At 35.4% G+C, this 22,199-nt stretch carries 22 protein-coding genes; 15 read left to right on the top strand and 7 right to left on the bottom strand.

The window, feature by feature from the left end:
• The first annotated feature begins 126 nt into the window (after positions 1-126).
• On the top strand, positions 127-2,046 hold the full coding sequence (locus K0U91_RS00415; RefSeq protein WP_220179520.1) for a M1 family aminopeptidase: 1,920 nt from the start codon (positions 127-129) through the stop codon (positions 2,044-2,046).
• 16 nt (positions 2,047-2,062) lie between these two features.
• Here K0U91_RS00415 and K0U91_RS00410 read toward each other — a convergent pair whose 3' ends face one another.
• The gene (locus K0U91_RS00410) at positions 2,063-2,974 is read right to left on the bottom strand and encodes a cupin-like domain-containing protein (protein WP_220179519.1); all 912 of its coding nucleotides are present in this window, start codon (positions 2,972-2,974) and stop codon (positions 2,063-2,065) included.
• A 154-nt stretch (positions 2,975-3,128) separates the two neighbouring features.
• Between K0U91_RS00410 and kbl the strand changes: the two genes are divergently transcribed.
• The 5 genes from kbl (at position 3,129) to gldG (ending at position 8,005) form a co-directional block, all read left to right on the top strand.
• The gene (kbl, locus tag K0U91_RS00405) at positions 3,129-4,325 is read left to right on the top strand and encodes a glycine C-acetyltransferase (RefSeq protein WP_220179518.1); all 1,197 of its coding nucleotides are present in this window, start codon (positions 3,129-3,131) and stop codon (positions 4,323-4,325) included.
• 27 nt (positions 4,326-4,352) lie between these two features.
• The gene (locus K0U91_RS00400; RefSeq protein WP_220179517.1) at positions 4,353-4,880 is read left to right on the top strand and encodes a hypothetical protein; all 528 of its coding nucleotides are present in this window, start codon (positions 4,353-4,355) and stop codon (positions 4,878-4,880) included.
• Positions 4,881-4,973: 93 nt separating this feature from the next.
• Complete coding sequence (locus tag K0U91_RS00395) at positions 4,974-5,522, top strand: CopD family protein (RefSeq protein ID WP_220179516.1); 549 nt, start codon at positions 4,974-4,976, stop codon at positions 5,520-5,522.
• Positions 5,523-5,604: 82 nt separating this feature from the next.
• Positions 5,605-6,333: an ABC transporter permease subunit gene (locus K0U91_RS00390; protein ID WP_220179515.1), complete on the top strand. Its 729-nt coding sequence runs from the start codon at positions 5,605-5,607 to the stop codon at positions 6,331-6,333.
• Positions 6,334-6,337: 4 nt separating this feature from the next.
• A complete protein-coding gene (gldG, locus tag K0U91_RS00385; RefSeq protein WP_220179514.1) occupies positions 6,338-8,005 on the top strand; it encodes a gliding motility-associated ABC transporter substrate-binding protein GldG in 1,668 nt (555 codons plus the stop codon).
• Positions 8,006-8,058: 53 nt separating this feature from the next.
• Here the strand turns inward: gldG and K0U91_RS00380 are convergent, their stop codons facing one another.
• Positions 8,059-9,594, bottom strand: a complete 1,536-nt coding sequence (locus K0U91_RS00380) for a serine hydrolase domain-containing protein (RefSeq protein ID WP_259429435.1) — start codon at positions 9,592-9,594, stop codon at positions 8,059-8,061.
• 210 nt (positions 9,595-9,804) lie between these two features.
• The gene (locus K0U91_RS00375) at positions 9,805-10,614 is read right to left on the bottom strand and encodes a helix-turn-helix domain-containing protein (RefSeq protein WP_219968525.1); all 810 of its coding nucleotides are present in this window, start codon (positions 10,612-10,614) and stop codon (positions 9,805-9,807) included.
• Between the two features lie 303 nt (positions 10,615-10,917).
• Here K0U91_RS00375 and K0U91_RS00370 point away from each other — a divergent pair, with 303 nt between their 5' ends.
• Positions 10,918-11,595, top strand: coding sequence for a YceI family protein (locus tag K0U91_RS00370; RefSeq protein ID WP_219968526.1), 678 nt, complete (start codon positions 10,918-10,920; stop codon positions 11,593-11,595).
• 103 nt (positions 11,596-11,698) lie between these two features.
• Here the strand turns inward: K0U91_RS00370 and K0U91_RS00365 are convergent, their stop codons facing one another.
• The 3 genes from K0U91_RS00365 to K0U91_RS00355 form a co-directional block, all read right to left on the bottom strand.
• Entirely contained in the window at positions 11,699-12,436 is a 738-nt protein-coding gene (locus K0U91_RS00365; RefSeq protein ID WP_220179512.1) for an SDR family NAD(P)-dependent oxidoreductase, read from the bottom strand.
• An 83-nt stretch (positions 12,437-12,519) separates the two neighbouring features.
• A complete protein-coding gene (locus K0U91_RS00360; protein WP_219968528.1) occupies positions 12,520-13,086 on the bottom strand; it encodes a Crp/Fnr family transcriptional regulator in 567 nt (188 codons plus the stop codon).
• An 83-nt stretch (positions 13,087-13,169) separates the two neighbouring features.
• Positions 13,170-13,598, bottom strand: coding sequence for a DUF4268 domain-containing protein (locus K0U91_RS00355; RefSeq protein WP_219968529.1), 429 nt, complete (start codon positions 13,596-13,598; stop codon positions 13,170-13,172).
• A 122-nt stretch (positions 13,599-13,720) separates the two neighbouring features.
• On the opposite strand from K0U91_RS00355, the gene K0U91_RS00350 reads away from it, so the two are divergent.
• Entirely contained in the window at positions 13,721-14,128 is a 408-nt protein-coding gene (locus K0U91_RS00350; protein WP_219968530.1) for an RrF2 family transcriptional regulator, read from the top strand.
• Between the two features lie 117 nt (positions 14,129-14,245).
• Positions 14,246-14,536 carry a putative quinol monooxygenase gene (locus K0U91_RS00345; protein ID WP_219968531.1) on the top strand — a complete coding sequence of 97 codons (291 nt, stop codon included), beginning with the start codon at positions 14,246-14,248 and terminating at the stop codon, positions 14,534-14,536.
• Positions 14,537-14,674: 138 nt separating this feature from the next.
• On the opposite strand, the gene K0U91_RS00340 is transcribed toward K0U91_RS00345, so the two are convergent.
• The gene (locus tag K0U91_RS00340) at positions 14,675-15,502 is read right to left on the bottom strand and encodes a T9SS type A sorting domain-containing protein (protein WP_220179511.1); all 828 of its coding nucleotides are present in this window, start codon (positions 15,500-15,502) and stop codon (positions 14,675-14,677) included.
• Positions 15,503-15,597: 95 nt separating this feature from the next.
• On the opposite strand from K0U91_RS00340, the gene K0U91_RS00335 reads away from it, so the two are divergent.
• From K0U91_RS00335 to K0U91_RS00310, 6 genes are read left to right on the top strand one after another with little or no spacing between them, the layout of a single operon-like run.
• Entirely contained in the window at positions 15,598-17,736 is a 2,139-nt protein-coding gene (locus tag K0U91_RS00335) for a TonB-dependent receptor plug domain-containing protein (protein WP_220179510.1), read from the top strand.
• Between the two features lie 9 nt (positions 17,737-17,745).
• Positions 17,746-18,846, top strand: a complete 1,101-nt coding sequence (locus K0U91_RS00330; RefSeq protein WP_220179509.1) for an HmuY family protein — start codon at positions 17,746-17,748, stop codon at positions 18,844-18,846.
• A 26-nt stretch (positions 18,847-18,872) separates the two neighbouring features.
• On the top strand, positions 18,873-19,751 hold the full coding sequence (locus K0U91_RS00325) for a heme/hemin ABC transporter substrate-binding protein (RefSeq protein ID WP_220179508.1): 879 nt from the start codon (positions 18,873-18,875) through the stop codon (positions 19,749-19,751).
• Positions 19,735-20,775, top strand: coding sequence for a FecCD family ABC transporter permease (locus K0U91_RS00320; RefSeq protein ID WP_220179507.1), 1,041 nt, complete (start codon positions 19,735-19,737; stop codon positions 20,773-20,775). The genes K0U91_RS00325 and K0U91_RS00320 overlap by 17 nt, the downstream gene beginning before the upstream one ends.
• Positions 20,775-21,548, top strand: a complete 774-nt coding sequence (locus tag K0U91_RS00315; protein ID WP_220179506.1) for a heme ABC transporter ATP-binding protein — start codon at positions 20,775-20,777, stop codon at positions 21,546-21,548. Before K0U91_RS00320 ends, K0U91_RS00315 begins: the two co-directional genes overlap by 1 nt.
• Positions 21,549-22,199 (top strand): class I SAM-dependent methyltransferase, encoded by a 651-nt coding sequence (locus K0U91_RS00310; RefSeq protein ID WP_220179505.1) that lies wholly within the window; start codon positions 21,549-21,551, stop codon positions 22,197-22,199.

Genomic DNA, 22,199 nt, shown 5'->3' with positions numbered 1-22,199 from the left:
TGATATACAACCTTTTAATCTTTGATTGAAAGGTTTTTTTTATCTTTAACACTTAATTTGATTGATCCTGAAAATTGATTATTTTCAATCAAAACCATTATAAGTAGACAATCGTATATAAAGGATATGAAAAAAATTTATTTTTTATTTTTAAGCTTTCTGGCCATTCAATCATCATTCGCTCAGAATAATCTTGAAATGAAGGGCTTGATGGCAAAAGAGATGAAATCTTTTACCGCTAAAATGAATGTAGGAAATACAAATCCGAATACATTAAACTACGATCTGCAGTACCAAAGAATGGATGTTTCTTTAAATCCGTCAGTTGCTCAGATTTCAGGTTCAGTGACTTCTCATTTTAAGCCGACAACGGCAATGAGTAGTATTTATTTTGATTTGACCAATCAGTTAACGGTTTCTCAGGTTACTTTTCATGGGCAGCCTCTGGTTTTCCAGCAATTGGCAACCAAAGAATTAAAAATAGATTTCATATCGTCACTTCCCGCTAATATTTTAGATTCATTGACGATACAATACAACGGAACTCCTCCCACTGCCAACAATTCTTTTTTTACCAACACCCAAGGCGGTACAGCCGTTCTCTCTACATTGAGTGAACCGTATGGTGCGCAGGATTGGTTTCCGACAAAACAAAGCTTAAACGATAAAATTGACAGATTTGATATTAAAGTGACAACTCCCTCACAATACAGTGTGGCATCCAATGGGAGATTGATGAGTGAAACAATATTAGGAAACGGACAAAAACTGACTTTCTGGAGAACGCAATATCCTACAGCAGCATATTTGGTTGCACTTTCAATTACCAATTTTGTGAAATTGAATGACACCATAGGAACACCACCATTTCCATTTGTCAATTATATTTATCCGGGAACCTCTATCAACACTACGAGTATGGCTAATATAGAGTGGACGAAGACGGTGATGAATACTTTTGAAACTTTTTTCGGAGCCTATCCTTTCAGAAATGAAAAATACGGACACATGGAATTTACTGCCGGTGGCGGAATGGAGCATCAGACAATGACATCAATGGGTGCATGGAGTAAGCAATTAATTGCCCATGAACTTGCCCATCAATGGTTTGGGGATAAAGTAACTTGCGGCGCATGGAATGATATCTGGCTTAATGAAGGTTTTGCCACATTCGGTGAACACGTTGCCAATGAAAAGCTGCTGATGACCAATTCTGAATTTATGAATTACTTAGACGGTCAGAAAAATTTTATTACAAGTGCTACAGGCGGAAGCGTATATGTTGCTGATACTAATTTGGGAAGCGTAGGAGCCATTTTTGACGGAAGGTTAACCTATGCAAAAGGAGGATACGTTGTCAGAATGATCAAATGGATTTTAGGTGAAACCATATTCTATCAGGCATTAAAAGATTATCACGCAAGACCTAATTTAGCTTACAATTATGTTAAAACTTCAGATTTGAACGCTTCATTGCTGCAATCTACAGGAAAAGATTTTACCGGGTTTTTTGCTGATTGGATTTACGGTCAAGGTCAGCCAACATACGATATCCGATGGAAACAAACCGGAAGTACACTGACTTTCAGAGCAGGACAAACTCAAAGTCATTCATCAGTCAGCTTTTTTGATATGCCGTTACCGATAAAAGTAAACGGAACCGGAGGACAGGTGGCTTATTTTGCTTTAAACAATACATCAAATAATCAGTATTTTGTAGAATCTGTACCATTTACGGTTGCCAGTGTAGAATTTAATTATGAATACCAGATTATTGAGAAAAATTCTACCGTTGCTCAGGATAACTCTTTGAGCACTGAAGATTTTAATAAAGAAGATGTTGCATTATATCCAAATCCTGCAAAAAATGAGCTGAATCTGAAAGGAGTTAAAAAACCTACCAATTTTACTATTCATTTTATAGATGGGAAACTGGTAAGACAAGGTATTTATCAGCCTGGGAAAGAAATCAGCATTTCAGAATTGGTTCCCGGAGCTTATATTTTTAAAATAAATGACAAAAATATTAAATTTATAAAAAAATAATTCACTGCACTATTCTTTAAAAAATAAAATAATCTACATTTTCATCTTCACAGAAACCATGGTTATGTATCTCGTTAATTGCTTTTTCAGCTCTTTCGTGGGCCGTTTTTATCTTGTAGTGAAACCATTTTTCTTTAAAAATTATTCTCATTGCGTTGTCAAAATGTCGGGTAATAAATAAGTTTTTAAAACCTCTCCATTTTTGCAGCGCACTTGATGGTAAAGCGCGTACAGACACAGAGTATCCCTGTGTTTCGTATTGTATATAATGCCACCATCCGGAAGGAATGTAAAGCGTTTCCCCAGGTTTTATAATGACTTCATAACCATTGAGATATTCAGTTCCGGGATATTTTTCATAATCTGCTTCTTTTAGATTGACCACGCTATGAAAATTATAGGGCAGTTTATACAAAAGATCAGATTGTTCCCAAGGAAAAAGCCATATTTTTTTAATCCCCTGAAACTGAATCATAAAAACATGGGACATATCTATATCAACGTGATTTCTTGTAACAGAACCCTCTCCTCCGAAAAATACAAAAGGAAGCCATTTTAAAATTTTTCCCTTGGTAATATCTTTGTATTGAATATCATTTTTTAATTCAGGTTTTATATTCAAAAGATTAAATAGAAAAAGACGGTGGTCAGTTGATTTTGAAGCGATCAAATCAAGATAATCAGAAAATGCCGTCTTTGCAATAGGCTCACTGGCAACTTTGTCATGAGATTGTGTTTCATTACCATAAACATTTACCAGGATATCTCCTGCTATTTCTTTAAAATAGTCGTAATTCCATTTTGTAAAAGCAGGACTGTTCGGGTCTGCGAAATCCTCTAATATTACCGGCTTACAGGGTTTCATATAGTTATTTAAAAAATCATCAGAATTTATATTTGTAATTTTTGGTACCGGTGTCAGTTTCATGTTTCAAATTTTTGTCAAATATAATTATTATCCTACTAATTTTGTAGACTATTTGTAAAAATTAAAAACTTGTGATCAAATTTGGGATTAAACAATTATAAAATCGAATATTTAAAGCCTTTTTATTAAATTAGCGCATCTAAAATTAATTAAAATGATCTCTGAAAAATATCTTGAAAATTTACAGAACGAACTGAAAAATATCGAAAACGACGGGCTTTTTAAAAAAGAAAGAATCATCACTTCTCAGCAAAGTGCTGAAATTGAAGCCAACGGAAAGAAATTATTAAATTTCTGTGCCAATAATTATCTGGGATTATCCAATCATCCGGAAGTGATGAAAGCTTCTCAGGATATGATCGAGTCTCATGGTTACGGAATGTCATCTGTTCGTTTTATCTGTGGAACTCAGGATATTCACAAGCAGTTGGAACAAAAAATCGCTGAATTTTTAGGCCTTGAAGACACTATTTTATATGCCGCCTGTTTTGATGCGAACGGAGGTGTTTTTGAACCTTTGTTTACGGAAGAAGATGCTATTATTTCAGATGAACTGAATCATGCTTCGATTATTGACGGGGTTCGTTTATGTAAAGCTGCAAGATATCGTTACAAAAATAACAATATGGCAGACCTGGAGGCGCAGTTAATTGCGGCTTCTGAAAAAAATCACCGTTTCAAAATTATTGTTACAGACGGTGTGTTCTCTATGGATGGAATTGTTGCCGACTTAAAAGGTGTGTGCGATTTGGCAGACAAATACAATGCTTTGGTAATGGTTGACGATTCTCATGCAACAGGTTTTATAGGAAAAACTGGTCGTGGAACTCACGAAGCCAACGAAGTAATGGGAAGAGTAGATATCATCACTTCCACTTTAGGGAAAGCTTTAGGCGGTGCTTTGGGCGGATTTACTTCCGGTAAAAAAGAAATCATTGATATGCTGAGACAGCGTTCTCGTCCGTATTTATTCTCCAATTCATTGGCTCCCGGAATTGTAGGTGCAGCTTTGAAGGTTTTAGATATGATTTCTGATGATACCTCGCTGAGAGATCAAGTGATGGAAAATGCAGAATATTTCAGAGCCGAAATGAAATCTAAAGGATTTGATATTCCTGATGGAGATGCAGCCATTGTTCCGGTAATGCTGTACGATGCGCCGCTTGCTCAGAAAATGGCTGAAAAGCTAATGGATGAGGGAATTTATGTGATCGGATTCTTTTATCCTGTAGTTCCGAAAGGCAAAGCGAGAATAAGAGTTCAGCTTTCTGCCGCCCATACGAGAGCACATTTGGATAAAGCCATTGTTGCTTTTGAAAAAGTAGGAAAAGAATTAAATGTAATTTCTTAAAAAAATAAATGATTTAATATTTGCTTCATGAAAAAATTACTGCTTCTCATTGCTTTTGTAAGTTTCCAAATTCTGTTTTCACAAAACATCCTGGATTTGGATCTAAAAAACGTTGAGCTGCAGGGAATGAAGCCTGTGAAAGTAAATCAGGAAATGAAAGATGTCGGGATTACTCAAAATCCTTTTATAACGAATAATCCTGATATCATTTCGAAAATTGCAAATGAAGGTCAGGCATCTAAAATAAAAAATTTATATGCTTTCGTTTATAACAATCCGAAAGACGATCTTCATGATGGTGGTGTTTATATTTATGAATTCAAAACAAAAAGTGATCTTCAAAATTACCTCAAGCAAAACTTTGAGCAATCCAATTATAGAGTTTTGGTAAAAGATCTTTTCTACATCAGAATCTGGAGTGATTACAGTTTGCAACTTAAAGGCAAAGAAACCAGTGATGACCACCTCAACAAAATGGAGAAATACTACACTGAACTGGGTGCAAAAAGAATCATTTTAAAACCTGATGAATCTATTATTACAGTTGTTCAATAAATATTTAAAATAAACTTTATTTCACATTTTCTCGAGAGTTTTAATTAAAAAAAACAGCCACAAAATCGTTATATTTGCACACAAATTTTCACAATGCTATACACCATCATCAAAGCGTTGCATATTATCTTTATGGTCAGTTATTTTGCGGGAATCTTCTATCTCGTCAGAATTTTTGTGTACTATAAAGATACCGATGCTTTTGAAGAAGAAAAAAAGAAAATTCTGAGAGAGCAATACACCTTTATGGCTCGTAGATTATGGAACATCATTACGGTTCCGGCCGGAATTATCATGGCAGTTTGCGGGCTGATTTTAATTTTTCTGAATACAGGATTGATGAAAACACCATGGTTTCATCTGAAACTAACTTTTCTAATAGGATTAGCCATATATCACTACTGGTGCTGGAAAAAAGTAAAGGAATTGACCAAACTCAATGGAAACACCTTAGAAACCGCCAATTTAAAGCTGAGACAGGCCAATGAAATTGCGACATTCATTTTATTTCTCGTTGTTTTTACGGTAATTTTAAAATCTTCTGTAATAGAATATTGGTGGCAATTAATTACAGGATTTTTCGTTTTGGTATTTTTAATAATGATGACAGTGAAACTGGTGAATAAGAATAAGAAAAAATAAATAAAGTTATAAGTTTAGAGTGATGAATAATAAGTTCAGTCATTGCTCATAACTAATAGCCTATAACTCATAACTAACAAACATGTTTGCAATTTTTAAAAAAGAGCTTTGGAGTTATTTCGGAAACTGGAGTGCATGGGTCATCATTGCAGCTTTCAGTCTGATAACGACTTTGTTTTTGTTTTTTTTCGAAAATGATTCTAATATTTTCGACATAGGGCTGGCTTCATTACAAAGCTATTTCGTTTTGGTACCTTGGCTGTTGATGTTCATCATTCCGGCATTGTCTATGAAAACATTTGCTGAAGAGCAGCAGACCGGAACACTGAATTGGCTGTTTTCTCAGCCGCTGAAAGTTTCAGAGCTTGTCTTCGGGAAATTTCTTTCAGTTTGGGTGGTTGGTATTTTATGTTTAATTCCTTCATTGATCTATTTGTATACGGTTTACGTATTAGGCGTCCCCGAAGGAAATATTGATTTGGGAATGACGTTCGGAAGCTATTTTGGATTAATTATTCTGATTGCAGCTTTTTCCGGAGTAGGAATTTTAGCTTCATCACTCTCACAAAACCAAATCATGGCTTATTTGCTGGGAGTTTTTATGTGTTTCATAATGTATTTCGGGATTGAGCAGCTTGCAAGTTATAAATTATTGGGTGGCGCAGATTTTATTCTTCAGAATATCGGTTTTTATCAGCACTTTTTAGGTTTCACCAGAGGCCTGATTGATTTTAAAGATGTCGCTTATTTTGTATTTGTAATCGGTCTTACCTTAGCATTGTCCAACCATTTTATCAATAAAAAGAAGTAAAAACATGAAGAAGATATCTCTAAAATCTCCATTCGGAATTTTACTGTTTATAGTTTTACCTTTTAGCATCATCTTGATGTTTTCAGGGATACGGCTGGATTTAACCAAGGAAAAAAGGTATACACTTTCTGAGAGTACAATCAAAGTTTTAGAATCGATTAAAAAACCTGTAACGGTGGATGTTTATCTTGAAGGAGACTTCCCGGCGAGTTTTAAACAACTGCAGAACGAGACAAAATTTATGCTCGAAGAATTCAGGAAGATCAATCCTAAAATAGATTTTAAATTTATCGATCCTATCAAAACAAAAATGTCGCAGGACACTCTGATGGCAATGGGAATGCAGCCGTCTATTCTTCCTGACATCAAAGACGGAAAGGTTTCGCAGATCACCTTGTTTCCGTATGCTGTGGTAAAACAAGGTCAAAATGGAGCATCCATTCCGTTGGTTGTTCAGCAGGCAAACATTAATGCAGACGAACAACTTAGAAAGTCAATAGAAAATTTAGAATACAATTTAGTTTCAAATATTAAAGCAGTTTCAATCAATCAGAGAAAAAAGGTTGGCATATTAGTCAATCAGGACGAATTGCGACCTGAAGAATTCCAGGGTTTTATGAATCTGGCTCTAGAAAGTTATGATGCAGGTCCAGTCATTCCAAAAAATAATGTGGAGCTGACTCTCGCCGACTTACCTTTATTAAAGCAGATGAGCGCTTTAGTGATTGCAAAGCCAAGAAAAGCATTTACAGACGGTGAAAAAGTAATTTTGGATCAATACATCATGAACGGCGGAAAAACCCTTTGGATGATCGACGCCGTGAATGCTGAAATGGATACACTGACACGATCTAAAAAAGTAATGCCGTTCCCGGTTGACATCAATATGACTGATTTCTTTTTTAATTATGGGTTGAGAATTAATCCGGCTTTGGTAAAAGATGTTAAGAAATTCGCTTTGTTGAAACTGGTTACCGGTGAGGTAGGAGGAAACCCGCAATACACGAGTCTTCCATGGCCGTATTTTCCGTTGGGAATTGCTGAAAACAACAATCCGATTACCAAAAATATTAATCCTGTGAAATTGGAATTCCCGACTTCTATCGATACTTTGGGTGGAAAGAAATTTAAAACTAATGTTCTTTTTGAATCAAGCGAAAGAACATTGCTGAAGCAGGTTCCGAATTATGTTGAATTAAGTGAAATTGCCAGCGTAGATAGTCTCGGACAAATGGAAAAGCCAAGCACACCCAAGATTTTTGCTGTCGCGCTGGAAGGAAAATTCTCGTCAGCTTACGCATCAAGAATCGAAAGGCAATCGTATCCCGGATTTAGAGCAACAAGTCCCGAAAACAAAATGATTGTCATCGCAGACGGAGATGTCGGCAGAAATAAAACGCATAAAGGCGAGCCTTTGCCGCTTGGCCTAGACCGTTTGACGGATGAGCAGTTTGGCAATGAGCAGTTCTTGAGAAATACGCTGGATTACCTCCTTGATGACAGTAATCTGATGGAGCTTAGAAACCGAAACATCGAAGAACGTCTCCTGGATCGCCATAGAATCAGCGATGAAAAAGGCAATTGGCAATGGCTGAATTTGCTGCTTCCTTTAGCAATTATAGGGTTGCTGGGTGGTTTATTTTTCTGGCTGCGAAAAAAGAAATTTGGATAGATCATAAAAAAAGAGAAACGTAGGTTTCTCTTTTTTTGTTTTCAAATTGATTTTTATTTCAAAATTGCTGGTAAAATAAAATCTCTCACGATCTTTTCTGCCTGCGGGTGTCCGTAAGGTTTGTTGTAAGCCTTTGCAGTAATAATAATGACAATTGGAAGATCTTTAAAAATAATGAATTCATTTCCTCCGTTTCCTGCACAATAATAGGTTTCATAATTTTTACCTTTGTAGTTTACCGTTTTATTCCAGAACAAATAACTGTAAAATTCATTTTCTCTTTCTGGGATTTTAATCTGATGTGTAAATGTTTTCTGCACCCAATCCTGAGGTAAGATTTGTTTACCATTCCAGATACCGTTATTTTTATAGAGTACAGCATATTTTGCATAATCTAACGATGTCATCTGCAGGCTTCCGGCTGTGTTTGCTACATTCTGCGGAGTGTATTGCCATTGGTAATTTTTAATATTTAAGGGTTTAAACAGTTTTTCATCTGCGTATTTTTCCAGTCCGCCAGGAACTTTTTTATCAAGAATATCGCCTAAGATTATTGTACCCGCAGTAAAATAGTCCCATTTTCCACCATTATTTTTCGCATCATCGACTGGAAGATCCAGAGTGAACTTCACCCAATTATCAGTCGGGTACATATTTTCTTCATTACCAGGAGAATCACTGTTTGCATCTGAACCCTCAAAAGAGGAACTCATTGTCAATAGATCTTTTATTTTGATCTGTTCTTTTTTAACATTATAATTTTCAAAGTTTTTTAAATTGTAAAATTGATTCAATGTTTGATTTTCATCCTTAATATAACCATCCTTAATGGCAATTCCCATTAATGTTGAGACAAATGATTTTCCTGCTGAACGTGGATCGTGTAAAGTATTTCTGTCGGCACCATTAAAATATTCTTCAAGCAAAAGCTTCCCATCGTTGATTACAACTATACTGGTGATCTCCTTCAGGTTATAAGTTACAATTTCTTTGTTTAGCGCTTCAATTTTTTTCTTGTCAAGTTTAAAATCTGAAATTTTCCAATCGCTATTATGTTGAATCATTGGTATAGCAATCTGTTTAGCCGTCGCTTTAGGAGTTTCTATAACGAGCTCTACTTGTCCCTCTGCTATTAATTTGCCCACTTTTGCTTCAGTTTTTTCATCGATTTTAAAGTAGGGCCTAATTTCAATTTTAAGTTGATGCTTTCCTTCTTTTAAGGCATTTTCACCACCGTTTAATTGAAATCTTTCCCACAGATGCAACGCCCAAAGATTCTCACCTTTACTGCTGGTGAGGGGAATTCTGAATGTCGTCAAAGTATTTTTTAACTCATTGGCATTTCCAATCCAGCATCCGGGACTGATATTATCTTTGTAAATAAATTGATGATCAACGAAAAAGGAAAATTGCAGATTTCCTTTTTCAAGCAATTCATCAGATGATAACTCAGGAGCCAGCTGATGGAGATAATTCGCAATCGAATTTTCCATAAAAACACGGATGTTCAGATCAGACTTGTACGTTAACGGAAACGATGTAAGAAAATCAGCTTGTTTGTACTGATCTAAAGGAATGTTACCATTCATAAAGGTCACTTTTCCAATGTTATACCGATGCAAATTGTTTGTAATTCCATCAGTTTTTACTAAATCTTGGCTCTGCGAAAATCCTTTTATGCAAAATAGGGTAAGTAAAATTGTGATCAAAATCCTTTTCATAATTAATTCAAATATTTACCGCAAAACTAAACCCAAAAGACTATTTAAAAATAGAACAAAATTAACACTAGGGAAAAATTAACCGAAAAGAATTTTTCTGTATTGCGAAGGTGTGATTCCGTTGATTTCTTTGAAGCAACGTGTAAAATGACTCTGATCTGAAAAGCCACAATCAAAAGCTATTGTTGTCAAATCCTGTTTTTTTTGTGATATAAGTTGCAGGGATTTTTGAACTTTTAGTTTTCTGATATATTCTCCCAAACCGGAATTAAAGTATTTTGAAAAATCTCTTGACAAATGTACAGGATGAATGTCTATTATTTTCGCTAAATAGTTTAAAGTCAAATGATCAGAAAATTGATCATTCAAGATTTGATTGATTTCAGAAACCCATACTGGATTTTTATGCGATTGAGTTTTGTCTTCCTGAAGCATTTCAGACAAAATTTCTAACAATAAAGATTGGATTGAAAGTTGACTTGTAAGATCATCGGCTTTAGTTTCTCTGAAAATTTGATGCAGTAAAAATTTTAAATCGAGATTCACAATTTTCATGCTGCCTTGTAAATTTGAGGTGCTAAAATCTAATTCGTCAAACCAATTTTTCTCAATTTCAATATGAAAACCTCTTGTAAAACCTTCAGGTTTAATATTATAGTGCGGTTCCTGCCAATTGTGGAATAACAAATCACCGGCGGAGCAGCTGTAAATTTCTTTTTTATTTCCCTCAATCACATTTCCCTGAAGGATAAACGTAAAATATGCATTTTCATGATAATGCCAGTCTACTCTGTCGTGGGTATAAACCGTATCAGTCAAGGTAATTCCTTCCAGATTTATCGTTTTGTTAGTTTGTCCGTAGAATTCGCCAGTTCGGGATTGGTTCATTTTTTATTTTAAGTTGTAAATAACCAGACTCAAATATAGAAAAATGTTTGAAAAAATCCCACACAAAAGACAATACTAGAAAAGAGACTTCTAAACATGGCTATATTTTTCTTAAGTTTTGGGAAGGCAATATGTTTTCTGGCAACAAAACCTTCATTATTTAATTTTTTTCTTTTTCTTACCCTATGTTAATGATTCAAATCATAAATTTTCGGAGGTTTGCAGAATAGAAAATAATAAAACAGTAGTTTTGCGTTTTAGTAATACAATACTCAATCAATATTAATATTAAATTTTTAAAAAATGAAGAAAATTAGTGTAATCGCTTTAGCAGGAATGGGCTTACTTCTTGCATCATGTGGAGATAAAAAAACAGATACTGTGGCTGCAGGTCAGGAACAGACTGTTGCTGAAAAGCAGGGTGCTGTTTTTGCAGTAGATGTTGCTGCATCTAAAGTAAACTGGAAAGCTTTCCATAAAGGAGGTCTTGCACCACGTTGGGGAACTCTTTCTGTAACTTCCGGTGAATTATCTGTTGCAGATAACCAGTTGGCTTCGGGCGAATTTGTGATTGATATGAAGTCAATCAAAGTAGATCCAGCTTCTGTTACTGAAAAAGATAAAAAATATACAGATCTTGAAGGTCACTTGAAGAATGAAGATTTCTTCAACGTAGAAAAATTCCCGACTGCTGATTTTAAAATCACTAAAGTTGAAGATTTAGCTACACCAGCAAGTGACGCTGTAGCAGGAGCCAATAAAACGGTAAGTGGAAACCTTACTTTAATGGGTAAAACAATGAATGTTACTTTCCCTGCAAAAGTGGATATTGTAGACAAATCTGCAAATGTAGCTGCTAAATTTACGGTAAACCGTGCAGACTGGGGAATCAAATTCGGTACTGACGAAACAGATCCTGCAGAATGGATGATCAGCAAAGATATCGAGATCGGTATTGATGTAAAAGCTGTTCAAAAATAAGCAACACAACAAATAAAATAAGAAAGACATCTGTAATTGTGCAGATGTCTTTTTCTTTTTAAAAAACTGAAATTAAATAAATATCATAATCTTTCCAATACATCTACCACGGACTGATTCCTGAATCATCCTCAATATCATTGCTGAAAAACTGTCCTGTCGGCGCGTGATCGTCAGTTAAAGTATGTTTGATAATAAAACTGGCAGCACTCTCCACAGAACCGGGACCGCTGTGATGATTAAAATCTGTTGCAGTGTAGCCAGGATCTATCGCATTTACTTTAAAATTAAGATCTTTAAGTTCAAAAGCAAGTATAATGGTGAATGAATTGAGTGCAGCTTTTGAAGTTACATAGCTTATCGCTTTGAAGTTGTAGTATTTCCAGGTAGGGTCGCTGTGCAATGTTAATGATCCTAAACCGGAAGTGATATTGCTGATTCTGGGTCGGTCAGATTTTTTAAGAAGTTCTAAAAAGGCCTTAGTAACACTGATAACACCAAAAAAATTGGTATCAAATACTTCCCGAACCTCCATTATTTTGACATCTGAAGTTGTTTGCGGATAGGTTCCGCTGATACCTGCGTTGTTGATCAAAATATCCAACTTTCCCTGCTCGCTTTCGATCTTGTTTTTTGCGGCTAAAATAATGTCAGGTTTTGTAGAATCGATCTGGATAGCTTTGATGTTTTGAAAGCCTTTTTCATTAAGATCTTTTACTACTGCCTCTCCTTTTGACAGGTCCCGGCTTCCTAAATAAACGAATACTCCTTTTTTTGAAAGCTGCTTTACGGTTTCCAGACCAATGCTTCTGTTGGCTCCTGTAATTAATGCTGTTATCATTTTTTTTTGTTTTAATTATTGGTGTAAAAGTCCGGTAATTAAATCAAATAAAATTTGTCATTTGGCAAAAAGCAATATATTGGCTAAATACTTTTTCTGATTCTGCTCAATGAAGACTGGGTAACCCCAAGATATGAAGCAATGTAAGAAAGTGGAATTCTGTTGGCAACAGTAGGATAGATCTCCAGAAACTTCAGATAACGCGTTTTTGCATCTACGGAAACCAGCGGACTTCTTCTTTCTACTTTCTGCATCAATGCTCTGGAAATAATTTTGTGGACAATAGCATCCCAACCAATAATGGTCTGCAGAAGCTCAAGCCAGTCTTTTCTTGAAAACACAATCATTTTACAATCTGTAATAGCCTGTACATAAGCAACTGACGGGAGTTCATTATCAAAACTTTCTAAGTCTACAACAAGGTTATTTTCTTCAATAAAATACTTGGTAATTTCTTCGCCTTTGTTATCGTAATAGCAAACCCGCATAATTCCGTCTATTACAAATGCAACCTGTCGCGCAATTTTACCTGCTTCAGAAAAATACTCATCTTTTGGAAGATCAATTTCCTGAGCTTTGCTGGTGATAAAATCGATCTGCTGCTGATTGAGGTTGCCAAATCTTAAAATATAATCGTGTAGTTCATTCATAAGGCATAATTAAAGAAAGTAGGCTTTTTGGGATTTGCCATTTGGTAAAAAAGAGATTAAGATTAAATTTATCAATAATTTTATTAAACATCCTTTATAAAATCTTCATACTCATAATAAAATCGTTCAAAGCCATCCATTTTCTTCACAAAAAATTCAAAAATTTCCTGCCATGTGTTTTTATTGAAGATGGAAACGTTTTGTTTTTCGACCCAGATTTTGGCGATTATTTTTCCATTTTCCAAGGTAAAATATTCTTCTTTGTGAAATTCCCCGATAAAGTCTTTTAGAATATCTTCCAATGACCAGATTTTTTCGTAGTAAGCGTTTCGGTACACCTCATCCTTCATTTCTATATCTAAAGAAACCTCCGCTTTTTTGTTATCAGCATTGAATTTAAATGAGAAATCTTTGACTTTGGTATCGTACAAAAGCCATTTTCTTGGAAACGATTTTCCAAAAGCCGTCCAAAATTCCTTTTTTAGCTGCTGTGCTTCTTGTTTACTGAACATGCGAACAAATGTAGGAAATTTGTCAGGAAATTGGAATTGGATGAGATAACTTTTGTCCATCAAGTAAACCTCGATATCATAAATGAAATCAAAATTCAAACAATTTTCATACTTTTGCTATAATGCTTTCAAAGAAATCCCAATACGCATTTAAAGCACTTTCATATCTTGTAGAAAAGAGAAATGAAGGCCCGGTTCTTATTTCGGAAATTGCCGAGCATAAAAAAATCCCTCTAAAGTTTCTTGAAAACATTCTCTTACAGCTGAAAAAATCTGATATACTGGACAGTAAAAAGGGGAAAGGCGGCGGATATTTCTTGAAAGGATTGCCTGAAACAATAACTCTGGCAAGGATTATTCGTCTTGTCAATGGCCCTATCGCTATGCTTCCTTGTGTGAGTTTAAATTTCTATGAGAAATGCGAAGACTGTAACGAAGAGCATTGCGGTCTGCACGATGTTTTAATAGAAGTGCGTGATGCATCTCTTAAAATTCTGGAAGAAAAAACTTTATTGGATTTAATCGATTGATCTAAACCTAATTCAGATTTGTTTTAGGAAAAAACATTTTTAAATCACTTAAATTTCAGAGTACATTTATAAGTTTAATACTAAAATATTCTATTTTTACAGCCTAAAAATTTAAAAATGAATTTACATATCGTAGCGCTTTTCAAGTTTAATGAAAGTTATCTGATGGAAGCGGTAGAGTTTTTTCAAAAATTAATAAGAGAGACGCGAAAAGAAAACGGATGTCTGCAGTACGAACTCGTGGAAGACAAAGATCAAAAAGGAACCTTTTTTCTGATCGAATTGTGGGAGAGCGCAGAACACCACAGCCGTCACGACGCTACAGATCATCTTTTTGAATTTAGGAATAATATTTCAAAAATTTTAACGGAAACAATACAGGTCTATAAAGGCTACAAGATTTATTGAATAAATTAAAAATTAAAAGTCAAAAGTTAAATTAAAATTTAAAAGTTTTTTTGCTAAACTTCTAACTTCTAATTCCAAAAATGCAAAAGGCAGTTTCATCATCTGAGACTGCCTTTTTTATAGAAAAAATAGAAAGTATTATTTTTTGATGAACTTCGATTTTACAACCGTTCCTTCATTTCCTTCAATGACGATAAAATAAACTCCTGTCTGAAGAATGCGGATATCTAACTGTTGATTTTTTGGCTTTCCTTCAGCTACTTTTGCTCCTCCTGCAGAGTAGATATGTACATTTTTTAGCTCTGATTTACTGATAAACTGCAATTCAGTATTTTCAGGATTGATTACAAATTTAATTTGTTCCGTAGGTTTCTTAACATCATTAGCTGCCAGTACCGCTGCGGTATTATATTTAACGTTGTCGATCGACAAAGCTGCATGCGATACTCCTGGAGGGCCCATCAACTGAGGATTTCTGAACCTGAATACAATGTATTGTTTTGTAGAAGCAGGCACGGTTACCGGGGTAATAGTTGGGGTACTTGATGATGAAAAAGTATAGGTCTGTATGATCTGATAGGATGTAGGAACGCCCGTATTGGCAACAAGACTTTCAGGATTATCTACTAACGCAACTTCAAGGGTAGCCCCTCCTGTCGGCGTTGCTGTAAAAGTTATTTGCTGAGAACCATCCGGTGCTACAATTTGAGGAGATACAAGAAAAACATCTGTACTTGTAGAGCCTGCTGCGTAAAACTGAGCATATTTATTACCATTCGCCTGATCTACATAAACGCTGTGTGGCGCAGATACAGTAACTTTCTTAGTCCATCCGTTTACAAGGTTGTTATAATTTGCAGGAGTTGATATAACTGCACTCTCGAAAGTCTCATCAATTGTAGCGATTTGTGCATTTGTGGTAGCAGCAGAAAAAACCAAAGTACCTAAAAGTAATTGTAATCTCATAACGTTATTTTTATTTAGAATTATTCTACAAAACTAATAATTTATTTTTAATTATTCTAAATAAAGCTATATATTTGTCAAAAATTTTTGAGCTTATGAAGAATAAAGTACTTTCAATTGTGTCTTTATCAGCTGTTATTTTGATCAGTGCACAGGAAAAAGATTCTTTACATCAGAAGAAAATAGAAGAGGTTGTCATCACCGGACAGTATACTCAGCAGTCTATCAATAAATCTATTTATAAAGTTGAGGTGATTGATGCACAGCAGATTAAAAATATGGCTGTCACAAATGCAGCTGAAGTTCTTAATCAAAATTTAAATATTTTAGTTGAACCCAATTCCGGAAGCGCTGATTCTAATGCCAATATATTAGGACTTAATGGGCAATATACTAAAGTGCTTATCGATAATATTCCTGTTGTAAGTGATCAGGGTATGGGAAATCTGGTAGATCTTACCAAGATCAATGTCAATAACATTGAAAGGATAGAAATAGTAAAAGGATCTATGGGAGTAGAGTATGGTAATAACGCAGTTGCGGGTGTTATCAATATTATTACAAAGAAAAGCTACGCCAAAAAATTCAATGCTCAAATCAGTTTACAGGAAGAAACTGTAGGTAAAGATTATGACTGGTTTAAAAAAGGTGAAGGAAGACATGTTCAGACTATTAATCTGGGATACAGAATTTCAGATAACTGGTCGGTAACAGCAGATATTAATCATAATGATTTTCAAGGATATAAAGGTAATCTTATGGGTTACAAATATCTAAATAAAGGAAATGAAAAGCTGAGAGGTAATGAGTGGCTGCCAAAAGACCAGATTACCACAAATGCTGCGATTCGATATGCCAAGGGAAAAACTTCTTTTTTCTATAAAGTCAATTTTCTTTCTGAAACCATCAATTATTATGATGATGAGCTTACCGACCTTCCGTTAGGTAACGGCAATAGAACCTATACGGCAGAAGATATAGATTATTTCACCAAAAGATGGATCCATCAGTTTAATATTCAAGCAAAAATAGGATCGCGGATCAATTATAACGGTGATTTTTCTTACCAAACGCAGGAGAGACAATCTCAAAAATATAAATATGATGTTCCCAACAGACAGGTTTTTTCAGAAGAAGAGAAATCTGTTTTCTACAATTCTAAAATATTTTATTCCAGAGGGATGTTCAGCAATTTTCTGGATAGCGAGAAGATCAATTTTCAGTTGGGCTACGAACTAGACCGCACCAGCGGATATGCGGACGCATCCACGTTCGAATCGAATAATAACGGAAACAATATCGAACGTACAATTTTTAATTATGCAAATTTCTTGTCTGCAGAATGGAGAATTAATGATCAATTTTCAGTGCGTCCCGGTTTGAGATTGGCGTTGAGTGATAAATTCGATTCGCAATACAATTATTCTTTAACAGCTAAATACAATACTTCTCAAAAGTCTGATGTGCGTGCAGTTTTTGGTTCTGCAAACCGATTCCCAACTTATGACGAATTATATACCTACGTTGTAGACAACAACCACGATATAAGAGGTAATGAAAACCTGAATCCGGAAACTGGATACTCTGCAGGTTTGTTTTGGGATTACAATACCCTATCATCCAAAAATTGGGTAATTAATTTCAGCCTTTCGGCAATGTATTTAGATATAAAAGACAGAATTGAAAGTGTGATTGTTAATAATCAACCTCTAAAATTCACATACCTCAATGTAGACCATTACAAATCTGTACTATTTGGAGGAGGAATTAACTTAAGGAAAAATCAATTTTCATTAAACACAGGAGTTTCGCTCATGGGGATTTCTCAGATTTTAAGCACTGGGCAAATAACTTCACCCAATGATTTTAATTATTATGCAGAGGCAAATTTAGGAGCAAATTATACCCTAGATAAAACCAAAACACTCTTTGCACTTTATTACAAATACACAGGAAAAAGAAAACAGTTTACCCATAAAGCTTCTGTTAATCCCGCAGTTGACCCCGGTGAATATATTTTGGGCGAGATTGATGGGTATAGTATGATGAATTTTACAGTCAGTCAGCCTTTCTTTAACAATCATTTTGAAGTGAGTGCGGGTGTGAAGAATATTTTTGACGTATCCACAATCAGAAATACGGTGCTCTCGGGAGACGGGCATTCCGCGGCTGACAATAATCAGAATCTATTCTATGGAAGAAGCTATTTCGTAAGATTAAACTATAATTTTTAAATAAATTAAATGAAAAAACTACTATTCTGCCTTTTGATAGGTACTTCTTTTATTTCTCAGTCTTGTCTCAATGATAATGATGATCCCATTGCCGTTCCTCCCATCGAAGGGAAAACAGTCGAGCCGTCTGTAGGAGGCGGTGCACAGCCCAACCAGGTTTGGATAGACCTGAGTGAAGTTGATGAAAAAGGAAATCCTCTGCAGACTTTTAACCGCAGAACAGATTGGGATCTCGCTTTTTATTCCGGAAACGAATTCAGAGTAGTCTTAAATTCTTCAATTGCTATGGCAGCAGGAAAAGTGGATAATGCTACCAGTCTGACTCAGGTTACAGAAGCGAATGCTGCAACGTTAATGAATCAGATTCAGGTGGCCAACTTCAATCCGGCTAATACAGTTTATATTGATGATGTAAGAGGAAACTTTCCGACAGGCAGTACAGCAATAGGAGAAATCAAGACCAATGATGCGGAAAATGGCATCTATCTGATCAATATGGGTAAAGATATTTATAATGGCACCGTGCCTACAGGCTCTGCGCTCACTGGCGGTGACAATCGCGGCTGGATGAAAATTCAGATTGTAAGGTATGGTGAAGGTTATAAAATCAAATATGCAGAACTTAATTCTAACACTGTAAAGGAAGCTGTAATCACAAAAAACAATGCCTATAACTTTAAGTTTTTAAGTTTAAAAAATAATGCAGAAGTTGCCATTCAGCCCGAAAAAAAGAAATGGGATATTAGTTTTACAGTATTTACCAATCTCATTGATGGCGCAGGAAGTTATGTATATGCTGATTTTGTTACTCACAATATTTCCGGAGGTGCAGGTGTGTATGAAGTAAAAGTTGATGCTCCGTTGACGGGTGTCGAAGCGTATAACAATTTTAAGGCATCAGATATTGACCAGTCTAAGTTTGTGTATGACGACCAGAGAACAATTGGCGGAAATTGGCGTACAGCAGGCCCTTCCGGATCTTCTGTAAATACAAGCGTCTTTTACGTGATAAAAGATCCGAACGGATATTATTTTAAATTGAAATTCATGAGACTCACAAGTCTTGAAGGTGAGCGCGGAAGACCTCAATTCGAATATAAACCTTTATAGATACTATTAAAATAAATAAGTAAAGTATGAAAAAAATCATTCTCGCTGTTTCTGTGCTTGCCGCAGTATACTCGTGCAAAAAAGAAACTTCAAAGCCAACAGAAAACAAAACGGATATATCTTCAGAAACTCCGAAAACAAACAACAAGATTGTTTCACTGAGCGGTGGAATAACAGAGATTGTAAGCGCTTTAGGTCACGACAGGGAAATCGTTGCCACAGACGTTACAAGCACTTATCCTGAAACTTTGAAAGCGACTGCCAAAGATTTAGGACACGTAAAATCAATGACCATTGAGCCGATTATGGCTGTAAAACCAACCTTGATTTTAGCTTCAGATAAAGACATTAATCCTGATCTGTTAAGGAAAATAGAAGCTTCAGGAATCAAAACTGAATTATTTAAACAAGAATTTACAGTTGCCGGAACCAAAAAATTAATCGTTGACGTTGCCAAAGCTGTCGGAAATACTGATTATCAAAAATTAATCGACAAAATTGATACTGATTTAAAGCAGGTTCAGCCGATTGATAAAAAACCAAAAGTATTATTCATCTACGCAAGAGGAAACATGATGATGGTTTCAGGTAAAAATACTCCGATGGCAGCCTTGATCGAGCTTGCAGGAGGTGAAAATGCAATCACCGACTTTGAAGATTTCAAACCTTTAACTCCCGAAGCTGTTTTAAAAGCTAATCCGGATGTGTTATTCTTCTTCTTAAGCGGTCTACAGGGATCTGGAGGTAATAACGGTGTACTAAAAATGCCGGGTGTTTCTCAGACTAATGCAGGTAAAAACAAGAAGATTATTGCTATGGACGGAGGGTTAGTCTCAGGTTTCGGTCCAAGATTAGGTGAAGCTGCAGTTACATTAAACAAACTTTTAATTGAAAACACCAAGTAAATTATATATTTATTTAACCATAAGTGCTCTTTTACTGATTTTTCTGGCAATTGGGGCGCTTTATATTGGAGTTTACGACTTTAATGCGGTTTCGCCATTTACGGTTTTAAAACAATTTTTAACAAGTGATGCAAATTTAGCATTAAGTGATAAATATGTCATTTGGGATGTACGCACAGCACGGATTATCATGGCCATTTTGGTAGGAAGTATGCTAGGAGTTTCAGGTACAGGTTTACAGGGATTATTTAAAAATCCGTTGGCTACAGGTGATCTTATAGGGTTAACTTCGGGAGCAACCTTAATGGCTGCAATTGCAATTGTTTTAGGAGGGCAATTCAAAGAATTTCTTCCAGAAGCGGTACAGTTTTCACTGGTCGGTATTTCAGCTTTTGTAGGGGCTTTATTGGCAATGATGCTCGTTTACAAAATTTCTACTAGCGGAGGAAAAACCAACGTTGTAATGATGCTTCTAAGTGGTGTTGCCATTACGGCAATAGGTTTTTCAATTACGGGTTTTTTGATTTACATCTCAAAAGACGAGCAGTTGAGAGATCTGACCTTCTGGAATATGGGAAGTCTTGCCGCAGCAACCTGGACGAAAAATATTGCTTTAGCCACTGTCTTAGTCATTTCATATATGGTTTTGCTCCCAAAAGGAAAAGCTTTAAATGCAATGATGCTGGGCGAAAAAGATGCACAGCATTTAGGAATCAATGTTGAAAGACTGAAAAAGCAGATCATTGTGATTGTTGCTTTAATGGTAGGAACGTGTGTCGCATTTTCTGGGACCATTGGTTTTGTTGGCCTTATCGTACCGTATATTTTAAGACTTTTATTTAAATCAAATTATTCCTACATATTACCTCTGTCAGCCGTTTTTGGGAGCATTTTGCTTTTGACGGCAGATACGGTAAGCAGAAGTATCGTTGCACCATCCGAACTGCCGATTGGTATTTTGACAGCTTTAATGGGAGGACCGATTTTTATTGCAATTTTAATCAAATTTAAAAAGTCACTGTAATGATAAAAGCGCATCAGATCAATTATAAGCACAGAGAATTTTCTATCCTTGATGAGGTTGATGTTTCTTTGGAAAATGGTGAATTTCTTGCGATTGTGGGCCCGAACGGAGCTGGAAAATCGAGTCTGCTGAGTGTTTTGGCGAATGAGGTAAAACAGGGAAAACAGAAAATTTTATTTAAACATAAACAGATTTCTGAATGGAATGTGAGAGAACTTTCGATGCATAAATCTAAATTTTCCCAGCACAATTCTAACGAGATTCCTTTGCAGGTAAAAGATGTTGTGATGATGGGGCGTTATCCGTATTTTGAATCTCAGCCGAAACAGGAAGATCACGAAGCGATGAATACAATGATGTACGAAACAGATATTTATCACTTAAAAGACAGGGATTATAATACCTTATCTGGAGGTGAAAAGCAGCGTGTACACCTTTCGAGAGTAATGGCTCAGCTGGATAATGCAATTGATCATAAACTGGTCTTTCTCGACGAACCTTTGAATAATTTGGATGTAAAGCATCAATACAAAGCTTTGGAAATCATCAGAAAATTTACGCACAAAGAAAACAGTGCGATTGTCGTTTTACACGATCTGAATTTGGCAGCACAGTTTGCCGACAAAATTTTATTGATGAAGGCCGGTAGAGTAGCGGCTTACGGAACACCTGAAGAAGTTTTTACCGCTGAAAATATCAGTAGTGCATATAATTTCCCATGTACAATTTGTGAACATCCTGTCAACGCCAACCCAATGATTATTTTTGGATAAATGGAAGAGAAAGATTTAAAAATACTAGCCCAGAATTTAGCCAATCCGCAAGGTGAGAAAGGCATTGAAATCGGCAAAATGATGAATGAAAACAACATCGGAATGACGATGGAAAGTATTCATGCTTTACTGATAGAAGATAACGAGCAGATTCTTGAGATTGGCCACGGAAATGCCGGTCATCTGAAAAGTCTTCTTAATAAAGCAAAAAACCTGCATTATACGGGAATTGATATCTCAGAAACAATGTACAATGAAGCTAAGAAATTAAATTCAGAATTTACAGATCGGGCTGATTTTGTATTGTATGAAGGCAATAAACTTCCTTTTAAAAATGAAGCTTTCGATAAAATATTTACAGTAAATACTGTTTATTTCTGGAAAAACCCTTTAGAATATTTAAATGAAATTTACCGGTTACTGAAAGATAATGGAACTTTTGTTCTCACATTCGGGCAAAGACATTTTATGGAAAAATTGCCTTTCACCAAATATAATTTTAAGCTATACAACAATGACGAAATGGAGGAATTGATCTCCAAAAGCCATTTTAAAAGAATGAAAATTTCCGAGAAAGAAGAAGAGATAAAAAGCAAATCCGGAGATGAGATCATTAAAAGAATATATACAGTTTTAACCATAAAAAAATAA

Source organism: Chryseobacterium sp. LJ668, assembly GCF_019613955.1.
In the GTDB taxonomy this organism is placed as follows: domain Bacteria; phylum Bacteroidota; class Bacteroidia; order Flavobacteriales; family Weeksellaceae; genus Chryseobacterium.
This window is presented reverse-complemented; position numbering and strand designations above follow the sequence as displayed.

Coding starts and splice junctions, on each gene's coding strand:
- K0U91_RS00365 (WP_220179512.1), bottom strand. CDS start 12,436: ATGATAACAGCATTAATTACAGGAGCCAACAGAAGCATTGGTCTGGAA.
- K0U91_RS00390 (WP_220179515.1), top strand. CDS start 5,605: ATGTTTGCAATTTTTAAAAAAGAGCTTTGGAGTTATTTCGGAAACTGG.
- K0U91_RS00335 (WP_220179510.1), top strand. CDS start 15,598: ATGAAGAATAAAGTACTTTCAATTGTGTCTTTATCAGCTGTTATTTTG.
- gldG (WP_220179514.1), top strand. CDS start 6,338: ATGAAGAAGATATCTCTAAAATCTCCATTCGGAATTTTACTGTTTATA.
- K0U91_RS00415 (WP_220179520.1), top strand. CDS start 127: ATGAAAAAAATTTATTTTTTATTTTTAAGCTTTCTGGCCATTCAATCA.
- K0U91_RS00315 (WP_220179506.1), top strand. CDS start 20,775: ATGATAAAAGCGCATCAGATCAATTATAAGCACAGAGAATTTTCTATC.
- K0U91_RS00350 (WP_219968530.1), top strand. CDS start 13,721: ATGCTTTCAAAGAAATCCCAATACGCATTTAAAGCACTTTCATATCTT.
- K0U91_RS00370 (WP_219968526.1), top strand. CDS start 10,918: ATGAAGAAAATTAGTGTAATCGCTTTAGCAGGAATGGGCTTACTTCTT.
- K0U91_RS00360 (WP_219968528.1), bottom strand. CDS start 13,086: ATGAATGAACTACACGATTATATTTTAAGATTTGGCAACCTCAATCAG.
- K0U91_RS00375 (WP_219968525.1), bottom strand. CDS start 10,614: ATGAACCAATCCCGAACTGGCGAATTCTACGGACAAACTAACAAAACG.
- K0U91_RS00380 (WP_259429435.1), bottom strand. CDS start 9,594: ATGAATGGTAACATTCCTTTAGATCAGTACAAACAAGCTGATTTTCTT.
- K0U91_RS00340 (WP_220179511.1), bottom strand. CDS start 15,502: ATGAGATTACAATTACTTTTAGGTACTTTGGTTTTTTCTGCTGCTACC.
- K0U91_RS00355 (WP_219968529.1), bottom strand. CDS start 13,598: ATGTTCAGTAAACAAGAAGCACAGCAGCTAAAAAAGGAATTTTGGACG.
- K0U91_RS00410 (WP_220179519.1), bottom strand. CDS start 2,974: ATGAAACTGACACCGGTACCAAAAATTACAAATATAAATTCTGATGAT.
- K0U91_RS00400 (WP_220179517.1), top strand. CDS start 4,353: ATGAAAAAATTACTGCTTCTCATTGCTTTTGTAAGTTTCCAAATTCTG.
- K0U91_RS00310 (WP_220179505.1), top strand. CDS start 21,549: ATGGAAGAGAAAGATTTAAAAATACTAGCCCAGAATTTAGCCAATCCG.
- K0U91_RS00345 (WP_219968531.1), top strand. CDS start 14,246: ATGAATTTACATATCGTAGCGCTTTTCAAGTTTAATGAAAGTTATCTG.
- kbl (WP_220179518.1), top strand. CDS start 3,129: ATGATCTCTGAAAAATATCTTGAAAATTTACAGAACGAACTGAAAAAT.
- K0U91_RS00330 (WP_220179509.1), top strand. CDS start 17,746: ATGAAAAAACTACTATTCTGCCTTTTGATAGGTACTTCTTTTATTTCT.
- K0U91_RS00395 (WP_220179516.1), top strand. CDS start 4,974: ATGCTATACACCATCATCAAAGCGTTGCATATTATCTTTATGGTCAGT.
- K0U91_RS00325 (WP_220179508.1), top strand. CDS start 18,873: ATGAAAAAAATCATTCTCGCTGTTTCTGTGCTTGCCGCAGTATACTCG.